The 10,854-nt window shown below is 42.1% G+C and carries 8 protein-coding genes; 4 read left to right on the top strand and 4 right to left on the bottom strand.

The window, feature by feature from the left end; translation table 11 throughout:
* Positions 1–149: 149 nt before the first annotated feature.
* Positions 150–1,535 carry a reverse transcriptase family protein gene (locus Q0954_RS30740; protein ID WP_299464700.1) on the top strand — a complete coding sequence of 462 codons (1,386 nt, stop codon included), beginning with the start codon at positions 150–152 and terminating at the stop codon, positions 1,533–1,535.
* A 61-nt stretch (positions 1,536–1,596) separates the two neighbouring features.
* Here Q0954_RS30740 and Q0954_RS30735 read toward each other — a convergent pair whose 3' ends face one another.
* Together Q0954_RS30735 and Q0954_RS30730 are read right to left on the bottom strand one after the other, a co-directional pair.
* Positions 1,597–2,529, bottom strand: coding sequence for an SPFH domain-containing protein (locus Q0954_RS30735; protein WP_299464698.1), 933 nt, complete (start codon positions 2,527–2,529; stop codon positions 1,597–1,599).
* Between the two features lie 65 nt (positions 2,530–2,594).
* Positions 2,595–3,485, bottom strand: coding sequence for a hypothetical protein (locus Q0954_RS30730; RefSeq protein ID WP_299464695.1), 891 nt, complete (start codon positions 3,483–3,485; stop codon positions 2,595–2,597).
* A 228-nt stretch (positions 3,486–3,713) separates the two neighbouring features.
* Here Q0954_RS30730 and Q0954_RS30725 point away from each other — a divergent pair, with 228 nt between their 5' ends.
* Positions 3,714–4,751 (top strand): hypothetical protein, encoded by a 1,038-nt coding sequence (locus Q0954_RS30725; protein ID WP_299464692.1) that lies wholly within the window; start codon positions 3,714–3,716, stop codon positions 4,749–4,751.
* A 189-nt stretch (positions 4,752–4,940) separates the two neighbouring features.
* Positions 4,941–6,491 carry a DUF5723 family protein gene (locus tag Q0954_RS30720; RefSeq protein WP_299464689.1) on the top strand — a complete coding sequence of 517 codons (1,551 nt, stop codon included), beginning with the start codon at positions 4,941–4,943 and terminating at the stop codon, positions 6,489–6,491.
* Between the two features lie 31 nt (positions 6,492–6,522).
* Here Q0954_RS30720 and Q0954_RS30715 read toward each other — a convergent pair whose 3' ends face one another.
* Positions 6,523–7,749 (bottom strand): dienelactone hydrolase family protein, encoded by a 1,227-nt coding sequence (locus Q0954_RS30715; protein ID WP_299464686.1) that lies wholly within the window; start codon positions 7,747–7,749, stop codon positions 6,523–6,525.
* Positions 7,750–8,049: 300 nt separating this feature from the next.
* Positions 8,050–8,658, bottom strand: a complete 609-nt coding sequence (locus Q0954_RS30710) for a lipocalin family protein (protein ID WP_299464683.1) — start codon at positions 8,656–8,658, stop codon at positions 8,050–8,052.
* Positions 8,659–8,875: 217 nt separating this feature from the next.
* On the opposite strand from Q0954_RS30710, the gene ggt reads away from it, so the two are divergent.
* On the top strand, positions 8,876–10,582 hold the full coding sequence (gene ggt, locus Q0954_RS30705) for a gamma-glutamyltransferase (protein WP_299464680.1): 1,707 nt from the start codon (positions 8,876–8,878) through the stop codon (positions 10,580–10,582).
* Positions 10,583–10,854 lie beyond the last annotated feature (272 nt).

Here is a 10,854-nt window from a genome sequence, read left to right as displayed (position 1 = left end):
AATAATGCAAATCAATTGAATTTGTTCAAAAGTGTCTAATTGTCAACCCAAGGTCAACCTATTTCAGGCATGGACAATACAACACTTGTCGCCTGTTGCTTGACGCTTGCATCTCCCAAGAAACTACTTACCAATAAAAAACCTAAAACATGGCAAATCAAACAACGACAAACTGGCGGGCTGAGTTAAGAAGTGTCGGTAAACAATATTTTGAGATTCAGGAGATGATTCGCCTGGGCTTTTTGAAGCTAGAGCCTGCAGAGTTAGACGCGCTCAAACAACGATATACTGAATTAAACAAGGTCAATAAAGAGCTCAATAAGCTAAGCAAAGAACTAGAGGGGCTGGAAGATATTACACCGCTGATCAAAGAAATTAGAAAGAACCGGATTGAGCGGGTAAAGGCGGCACGTGCCATTAAAAAGGCAGAAAAAGCACAAAAAGAAAAAGAACGCAAAGCCGAAATTGCCCAGCGCAAAAAAGATACGCCTTATTTCCTGGGTGAGGGGGTATCTGCTGGTCTCAAGTTTGAAGGCGGCAACGAAGCCCAACTCAAAGAGGCGGGTTTGCCCGTAGTAAATAATGTGCGTGATTTGTCGGAGTTGATGGCGATGCCACAAAGCGATATTTTGTGGTTGTCTTATCACCGCAAGGCTGCTTCTATTGATCATTATAGCCGTTTTCAGATTCCCAAACGCAAGGGAGGTTTTAGGAGCATTGCCTCGCCCAAACCCAAAACCCGCAAGGCGCAGCAATGGATTTTGGAAAATATTTTGAGCAAAATAGAGTGTCATGAAGCAGCCATGGCTTTTCGACCAGGCAAGTCAATTGCTGATAACGCTAATTTTCACCTCAACGCCGAAGTACTCATCAGAATAGACTTGAAAGATTTCTTTCCCTCGCTTAAGTTTGGCAGAGTCAAGGGGTTGTTCAAGTCTTTTGGCTACAACGAAGGCATAGCCTCGGTGTTTGCCCTCATGTGCACCGATGCGCTCCGGTTGAGCGCCAAGCTAGAGGGAAAACAATATTTTGTGGCATTGGGCGATCGTTATTTGCCCCAAGGGGCTTGCACTTCGCCTGCCATTACCAACCTGATTTGTCGCAAGCTCGACAATCGTTTGAGTAAGTTGGGTGATAAACTTGATTGGAAATATACTCGTTATGCCGATGACATGGTGTTTTCGAGCAGTAACAAAGAGGCTGATCTGAAGCATATTCTAGGCTTATCTAAAAAGATCATTGGCGAAGAAAACTTTGTAGTTCACCCAGACAAAACAATGGTGATGCGAGGGCACCAACGCCAAACTGTAACCGGGGTAGTGGTAAACAATGATGAAATAAGAATCTCGCGCCGTGATATTCGCAACTTTAGGGCATTTTTGCACCAATACGAACAAAAGGGAGCGGCTGAAATGACCAAACAATTGGGCAAAGATGCCACCGCTTATGGCAAGGGGTACTTGGCTTTTGTGCAAATGATTAATCCCACACAAGCCGAAAAGTTTAAAGCCAAATATGGGTGGTTGAAGGGATAGCGGGGAAGTTTTTTTATATAAGCCAAGCCTGTCTGGAGGTTTTTAGGCAGGCTTGTATCTTTTACTGTTTTTCAGGGGGCAGTTCATGGCTACGTTTAGCGGCCAATAGCTTGCGCTGATAACGTACTTTGATGCTTTTTTTTTCTACTTCAAATTGCGTTTTCAAGTCTTGGCGTTTGCGCTTGAGATCTTCTATTTGCTTTTGCAAACGTTTGCGAATATCGGGCGAAACTTCAGCTTCGAGCTTTACCTCCAGGGATACCAAACGAATATCGAGTGCGCCCTGCTCACGCAAAAAACGAATGTGTGCCTGATGAATGGCTTCATTTTCCCCCTGCTGAAACTCCAGCAAAAACTGTTGTTCTCTGGCATTGGTAGCAGCAGTTTGTGGTGATTGTTGTACACTTACATCCTTATGTACTTCTGCGAAGCGTTCTGTCAGTACTTTAAGCGCCTTGGCGCCCGACAAGGAATTAGGATCAAGGTATTGCCGAGGCGTAAGCCCAATGTGGGTAATATTACAGTTGTCTAAAATAAAGCCGCTCAAATTTCCACCAATTGCGCTGAGCACCTCTGACTTGTAGGCATCCCTTTCTTTGAGTAAGTCTTCGTAGCTAAATTGCCGGGTAGCGGTTTTGATTGCGTCTAAAAACTTTGCTTCAAATAATTGTCGGAAGGTCTCTATTTGTCCGATTCGTTGGCAGCCTATATTTTGAGCAATCTTAATGATATCATCTTCTGAGTAATGTACGCGCATTACAAAATTAAAGTGTAAATTTACTCGCATATTGTCAGCGCAAGTAGCCCCCTCGTTGTTTTCACAAATAATGCTAAAATTCTTATAACGTATGTCCAAGTATTCTACTTTATGAAACACAGGATATACCATTATTCGGCTAAAAGAAACCACACTCCCACTGGTTCCTGTACGAACGAGGGCAAAACCGGGAGGGGCTATTTTTATACACTGAGCGTATAGCAGTACAGTGCCCATGAGAGTTAAGCAGGCAAAAGTTACCATCACTAGTACAACTGTAAGTGGCATAAATGCAATAATATTTAAGGTTTTAGGTTATTTTTGTCGTTTTTTTTCTCTGCCTTTATTCGTTCAGCTTCCCTTTGCAACTGCTCAATTTTTTGTTTTTCTTCTTGTGCTTGTGCACGTATTTTTTGCAATTCCAAGTCTATTTTATCCGCTGTGTTCTGCTCAGTTTTAGTAGTGTATTTCGCCAACTCTACCTGTCTTTCGGCTTCCAAACGGGCTATTTCAAGTTGTTGTGCTATTTCAACTTCTACCAGTTCCACTTCAAGCGCTTGTCTGGCTTCTTCAGCCATTAAGTTTTTATGTAATAAAGCATCAGCTTCCTCACCACCCACACTTTCTTCCTTGATGGGCGCTCTCATGGCAAGCTGTTTAGCCTTGGCTTTGCCCTGTTGCTCTAGGTAATCTTCTTCATTATAAAAATCAACGAAAGTGCGCTCAATGCTTTCTACTAACATATCCTCTAGTTCAAACCCTGACAAGTCTTTCCCTATGACCTCCAGTGCCATATCCCTCAGTTTATCGGGCTGGCTACGCAAGTCCTCAAAATCCATTGTTTGCCCTACCACCCGCAATGCGTGCTCAAAATGGGGCAAAAACCATTGTGCCAAATAGGTGGGGTCAGTGAGTTGATCAGTGTCAAAAGAGTGAAACACATTTTGAATATAACTTGGATTGGCACCCACTTTTATATCAAATACCACTTTTACGTCTGCTTTGATAAAGTCTTTGCATAAAATTGCCTGACTTTCGCTCAAATGTAAAGACAAGCGTTGCAAAGACAAGTCAATAATAGTGAGACGGTGAAAAAAGGGGACAACTTGTATTTGATCAAAGCTAATGACAGTACCGCCTGCACCCACCCGCACTAAAGCTTGCTTGGTTTGGGCTTTTTTGAATAAGAACATAAAAAGGTGATTAGAAGGTTACAAAATAAGATTGATGGCTTATTACAATAGGCAACATTATTTTCAACGGATATTTTGACCCATCATCGCCCACTATTCGCTTCAAAAAGATACAGGATTTTAAAGATAGTCACAAATTTTACCACAAAAGTGATTGGTTTTGGGTGGCGTTCAGATGGCTAATTCCGTTGACTGTAAGACATCAAATGATTCACTAAATATTATTCAATGCATACCAAACACGCACTTTTGTATATTCGTATGTGGCTTTTTTTTGGCTCCCTGGGTAGCTTAATTACCGCTTGCAACCTCAACAACAATCAGGACATTACCTTAGATTGGCAACCCGATATTCTTGCCCCTATTGTAAAGGGAACAATGGGTGTACTTCAGCAGCCCAACATCCAAAATGTAGACTTTTCTATTGCCATTCCTGCCAGTTCATTAGGGCTGGATGGCTACAGTGGCACTGTGCCAGTAGTGCCCGCTTTTGGCCCCATCGATTCTATCAAGCGTGCTTACACCATTACAGATGCAAACAATGCATTGATTTTTGAATCGGTAGAAATAGACAGCGTACAAATCAGTGCCTCTTTTAGTAACCCTTTCCCGGTGACACTGTCAGCAGGCATGCGCATCGTTTTTCGCAATCAAGGCGAAACCAATGCCTTGATTACCCATACGACTACACAAGAGGTGGCGCCTAATGCCAGCTATTCTTTTAGCGAACTAGTGCTCAATACTACACTGAACTCAAACCTGGAAATAGGCATAGAAAATATACAATCGCCCGGAGGGTCAAATGTCGATTTTAGCAACATTAGCGACCTTACCATGAATATTCAACTACAAATTTCAGCAATCACTGCCATTACGCTTGCCCCCAATGTATCGGCAAGCTTTGAAACCATCGACAATTTTGACCTGGGGTTGGGCAGCGAAGTAGAAAACCTGGAAGGCAGTTTGATCCTCAAACACGACAATCAAACCCCGTTAAACCTTGCCGTACAAGCGTACTTTCTTGCCGATGATCAAACTACAGTCATTGATTCGCTTTTCGAAGTACCATCACTTATTAGCGCAGGCGATACATTATCGGTACGTGTAAATTCTACCTCCTTACTCAATAATTTACGCAATACTAAATATATAAAGTTTACAACCGGGTTCAATACCAATGGGCTGGTTAATAGTGTACGCATCGATGGTGCTACTATGTATAAGTTTCAGCTCATAGCAGATGTAAAAGTGAAATTAAAAAATTAGGACTCTAGCAATTAGTAAAACTACAAAAATAACCTAATCCATAAAACGGTATCTCTGGCGGGGGTACTTCGCAAAAAAATAGTTCCATAGCTTTGGCTATGCAAATATTTTTTCGCTCGTCCTCCCACCAAATATTTTGTCCTTTTGGAATACTTTATTTTTTCCATTTTACTTAGAGTTTATACAAACATGAGGCAATTACCTTTCTATAAATCACCGATGATGATGTCCAAAAAAATATACTTACTATTATGCACCTTGGCATGGGGTTGGGTCTTTTGTGCGGTTGCAAATGCGCAAAACAATCCTGCTGCAGCCTATGGCAGTCACTTTACCTTGCAAGGCGCACGCTATCAGCCCAGTAAGCTGGGGTTAGGCTCAGAGCGTGTACAAATTAACCTGGCCAATGCTTATGGATGGTTTGGGAACAATATTACGAGTATGGGCGAAGTAGAGCGCTTGTTGGGGGGCAACCTGACCTCTGAAGAAGTAAATGAAAAAATAGAAGAGCGTTTGGGGCAACTCAATCGAACAAACCGGGCGAGTTTTGGGCTCCAGGTACAGCCCATAGGAGTGGCCATTAAATTTGTACGAAAAAAACCTGCTTATAGCATGCGTACTCCTACAGCATTATGCCAGCCCGAAGATTCTTATATAGAGCGCTTTACCATATCGGCAGAAATAAACGAACGGGTGGAAGGGAATATCTTTTTGTCTAAAACCCTGGCACAGTTTGCCTGGAAGGGCAACAAGCAGTTTGCCGGGCAAACGGTAGACCTGGGGCGAGTAGGAGGAACTGGTTTTTGGCTTCGGGAGTTTGTCGCTGGTTTTGCGGCCCCTGTTCGCATTGGAAAACGTGCCAAAATTGGCTTTACTCAAGAAAAACTCCGCCCTCAAGAAATGACCCTACGCATAGGAGGACGAATCAAAGTATTGGAAGGAATGATGGCTTTTCGTACGTCAAGGTTTTCGGGCAATATGACAACCGCTACTGATGGAAGTAGTTTGGGGTTTGACATAGACTATCAACTCAATGGGGCACTGCCTTATGATAGGATCAACGCAGACGGTAACCCGGTAGTGGATGCAGAAAACCCCGCAAATCCTTTAACCGTGCGTGGGCGTGGTTTGGGTTTTGACGCTGGCGCTACTTTTACGTTTCAAAACAAAGTTTCAATATCCGCAAGTTTGTTGGACATAGGGATGGTACGTTATACCAAGCAAACGCTCAACTATGCTGTACAAGACCAATTTACGTTTGAGGGAGTACCCATTACGTTGGGGGTAGGGAATAACAACCTTACCGACAGTACCCAATCGTTTGTCGACTCACTGACCGCACGCTTTACCCCCACACCTACTCAAAACAACTTTAATATGGCACTGCCTATGCGCCTGGCCTTACAGTTTGAGTATAAAATACCTGCCAAAGACCGCAAAGGACGCAGTTTTAACCTGCACCATTTTTATGCTACTTATATACAAGGGTTCACCGAATTGGGTACAGCCACCCGTCGTCCGAGTATGCAATTGGGTTATAACCTCAATTTGTTTACCATTGCCAACTTTGGGCTTGCTACCAGTTTTGGGGGACACAATCCTTTTGCTATGTCAGGCTACTTTTCATTTAGGGCAGGCCCTGTACGTTTGGGAGTAGGTTCTAGTGCTCTTACTTACCTTGTGAGCAAAGACAATACGACCGGAGCAGACATTTCTTTTAACCTGGGGGTGGCTTGGTAAGCACTCTATACCTGTTGCAATAAGGCATTTTTCAAACGATTTTCACTTTTATCTCTGCCCCAAACAACATCGTACGGTCGTTGTCTATGGCGTGCCACTTAAGCAAAGTAGTAATACTTGGTGAAAGTGTTCCATCGAATACAATCTTTTGATTAGCAATAACTCTAACGGGGTGGGCAAAGTCAAAATGAGCGGGCGAACATAAAATGGTAACCTCACTTACATTGTCACTGGTCAGCACTACTTCATTGTCATTTTTTTGGGCACGTATCCGCCCCGATATCTTGTCTCGCCTAAACATGGGAGTTCGGTAATTCAAGATAGTGTTCACACTGACCAAACGATCTGTATTTTCCGACCCTTCAGTCAGTTTGTCGATGATGAGCCAATGCACACGGGCGTGTTTATCTATTGTTTCTGTTTCCCAATAAAGCTGATCGGGTAAGGGTTGCCTTGGGTGGGTGTTGATAAACTCTATGACTTTACTTTTCATTGCCGGAAACCAATCCATATCGTGTCTTGCATTTTCGAGCATATAAAAATCCATGTCAATGCCTGCTTTACGCAAAAGCTCTGCATACGGTATCACAATTTTGGGCGGGAATACGTGGTCTTTTTCTCCATTTACAATCAAAAAAGGGCGATTCTTGAAGTTAGCCACATAGATTTGGCGCTGGCTTAAGGTGTTGAGCCCGGCAATATTTGCCAAATAAGGAAAAAAACTTGCCCAGGGCGTAGGGTTTGTATTGGCCATATAGTAAGCCCCTGTACCACCATCCGACATTCCGGCAAGGTGTACCCTGTTTTCGTCAATATTGTATTGTTGTTTTAGTTGGCCCAGAATATTTGCCAGGTTTTCGAGCTGACTTTCTGCCCACCAAGGAGAGGTTTTGAAACCCGCCGGATACACTGAAATATAGTTGCGGTGCTCATAGGTGGTTGCTTGCGTGTCGATAAACTTGTGTATACATCCTTGCTTATTTTTTGTGCTTACCAACCCGTGTAAAAATACTTTGACCGTATATTTTTGGGTAGGGGTATAGTGGTAAGGGATAAACACCAAACAATAGTGAGGCTCTTGGGTCATGTTATTGGGAAGCTGCCACTCAACAAATCCACGAGTTACCGCAGTGGTGTACACCTGTCCTTGTTTGAGTTGTTGGTATGCTTTAGCGAAATCAGGGTTCAGGTCAGCAATTTGTAAGGCGATTTGTTGCCTTTCGGTAATATCAGAAGAGTTCCAGAGGGGGGCAAACATGTGAGCTTAAGTTTAGTTGATGTGGGGCAACTTACTAAAATGTGAGGGTAATAAAAATAAAAACCCCTCTTAAGGTTGCTTAAGAGGGGGGCTCAAAATATTTAAAAAGAAATTCCTAAGGAATGGTGTAAAAATAAATTTCTATAGTTTAATAAAATATTTTGTTGCTAGACGCGGCAAAAAATTGGCTAATAGCAGCGCTATTCGGCTATTTTTTAACAAAGTATAGCCTCAAAAGATGAGATTAAGAATGTAAATTTATTTTGGTACCATTCCTAAGATAAATCAGTAAACTTTAGCTTACTTTTTTTCTTCAGTTTTTACTTCTTCTTTTTTAGTTTCTTCTTTGTTGCCTTCAGCGTTCACTTCTTCTTTTACAGGCGCTACAAACTTAACCATTACAAAAGTTTCAGTTTTTTCACCGTCCTTCATTTCAATAACCATCTTCTCAGCAGTCATTTCTTTAAGGTTAGCAATTACTTCTTTGTCTTTACCTTCTTCTTTAGTAGTGATGGTTTTGCCATCTTCGCTCATAGTCCAAGTACCTTTTTCTTTAGCCTCACCGTTTAAAGCCATTTCGTAAGTACCATCAGCTTTGAATTCCATAGACATTCCCTTCATTGCTTTTTTCTGCTCTTCAGAGATTTTCTTTTGGTCTTCCTCAGACAACATACCTACAGAAGCATCCACATCGTATCCCCACTTTTGGGCTACTAACAAAACTTTAGGAGCGTTTTGGTCTTCTTTTTTAGTTTCGTCTTCTTTGTTTACTTCAGTGCTTTCACCATCTTTTTTAGTTTCAGCAGTGCTAGTAGTGTCACCTTCAGTGTTTCCAGTGTTGGCACCACCACCACAAGCAGTTACAAAAGCAAATACTGCTATAATCAAGAGTCCATTTAAAAATTTCATAACGATGTGTAGTTTTGATTTGATTAATAATTAAATACAAAATAAAACAAAGGTAGTTGATGTGCACGACCTTTTTGGGGCGTTTATGTGCCGATTTATCAACCATATTGACAATTATTTGTTAATAATTACAATCGACATTATCATACCTTTGAGCAATAATAAATTTGAAAGACAAAGGTAACCCAATCTTTTATATATTTTTCTGTTTTTTTTTATGCGACACTTCACTACACTTTTATTTAGCTTTTTGTTGTTGTTTTTTTCGTTGCCAAACACACAAGCACAAGACCGGGTCACAGGTAAAAATTTTGCTACCAGGTCTGAGGTCATTGCCCAAAATGGCATGGCTGCTACCAGCCATCCATTGGCTACCCAGGTAGCTTTAGATATTTTAAAAAAAGGAGGCAGTGCCGTTGATGCTGCCATAGCCGCCAATGCTACCCTAGGTTTGATGGAGCCCACCGGAAGCGGTATTGGGGGCGATTTATTTGCCATTGTCTGGGATGCCAAAACCAAACAACTATACGGGCTGAATGCCAGCGGGCGTTCTCCTAAAAGCCTGACCCTTGATTATTTTCAAAAAAAGGGCTTCAAGAAAATTCCTTCGCATGGAGCGCTCCCGGTAAGTGTGCCAGGTGCAGTAGATGGCTGGTTTAGTTTGCACAAAAAATTTGGCAAACTCAAAATGACCACTATACTCAATCCGGCAATTCGCTATGCAGATACTGGGTTTCCTGTCACCGAATTGATTGCTTATTATATGAATCGCTCTATTCCATTTTATCTGGGCAAGGGTTTTCCCAATATCAAAGAAACTTACACCATCAACGGTAAGGCGCCTCAAAAAGGGCAAATCTTTAAGAATCCAGCGCTTGCCAATACCTATCGTATCATTTCTAAAAAAGGGCGGGATGGTTTTTACAAAGGCAAAGTAGCGCGTACAATTGCCCGCTTTATCAAGTCACAGGGAGGTTTTTTGTCTTATGATGATTTGGCCAGTCATTCGTCTGAATGGGTAAAACCTGTGTCTGTCAACTATCGGGGCTACGATGTATGGGAGCTACCACCCAATGGACAAGGCATTGCTGCTTTACAGATGTTGAATATACTTGAAGGGTTTGACTTTAGTAAAATTAGTTTTGGTAGTCCTGAGCACATTCATTTGGTAACAGAGGTCAAAAAATTAGTGTTTGAAGACCGGGCAAAATATTATGCTGACATGCAGTTCAGTAAGGTACCCTTGCAAACACTCATTTCTAAAGAGTATGCCGCCAAACGGCGTAAATTGATCAATCGCAAACGTGCAGGGCGCAACTTTATAGCAGGCAAAATAAGTAAAGGAGAAACTATTTACCTGACTGTTGCTGACAAAGACGGCAACATGGTATCACTGATTCAAAGCAACTATAGAGGCATGGGGTCGGGTATGGTACCTCCAGGGTTAGGTTTTATGTTACAAGACAGGGGAGAATTGTTTTCTTTGCAAAAAGGGCAAGCCAATACTTATGCTCCGGGTAAGCGCCCCTTTCATACCATTATTCCTGCGTTTGTCACCAAAAATGGACAACCTTTTATGAGCTTTGGTGTAATGGGAGGAGATTTTCAACCACAAGGACACACCCAAATTGTGATGAATATGGTTGACTTTGGAATGAATTTGCAAGAAGCAGGTGATGCCCCACGTATGGATCATACCGGATCTGCCACTCCTACTGGGTTTGCCAAAAAGGGGAGAGGCGAAATAAGGTTAGAAAGCGGATTTGACTACAGTACCATTCGTAAATTAATGGCAATGGGACACAAAGTAGGTTTTGCCCGAGGTATTTATGGTGGCTACCAGGCCATTATGTATGACGCCAAAAACAAGGTATATTATGGGGCTTCTGAGTCGCGTAAAGACGGGCAGGCAGCCGGGTATTAAATGTACAACAGCCAGGAGGCAAAGCTTTATGCGGCTTTGCCTTTTTCTCTACTTACATCAAAATAACCACGAAGCCCAAGTGTACCTGCCTTTTGTAAGCCTTATGTCTCCATTTTATCCCCTTCTTTCAAACAAATATTCTTGCTTTTTAATTTCTCAATGTCATAATAATGGTTAAGTTTGTTAGCATACACCCCTTAGGAACGATGCAAAAATAAAGTTCTATAGTTTAAGGAAATATTTTTTGGTCAGGCGAGGTCAAAAAACGCGGC

The organism is uncultured Microscilla sp., assembly GCF_947493425.1.
Taxonomy (GTDB): Bacteria; Bacteroidota; Bacteroidia; order Cytophagales; family Microscillaceae; genus Microscilla.
The sequence above is the reverse complement of the archived record's forward strand: the minus strand, read 5'-3'. Positions and strand labels throughout refer to the sequence as shown.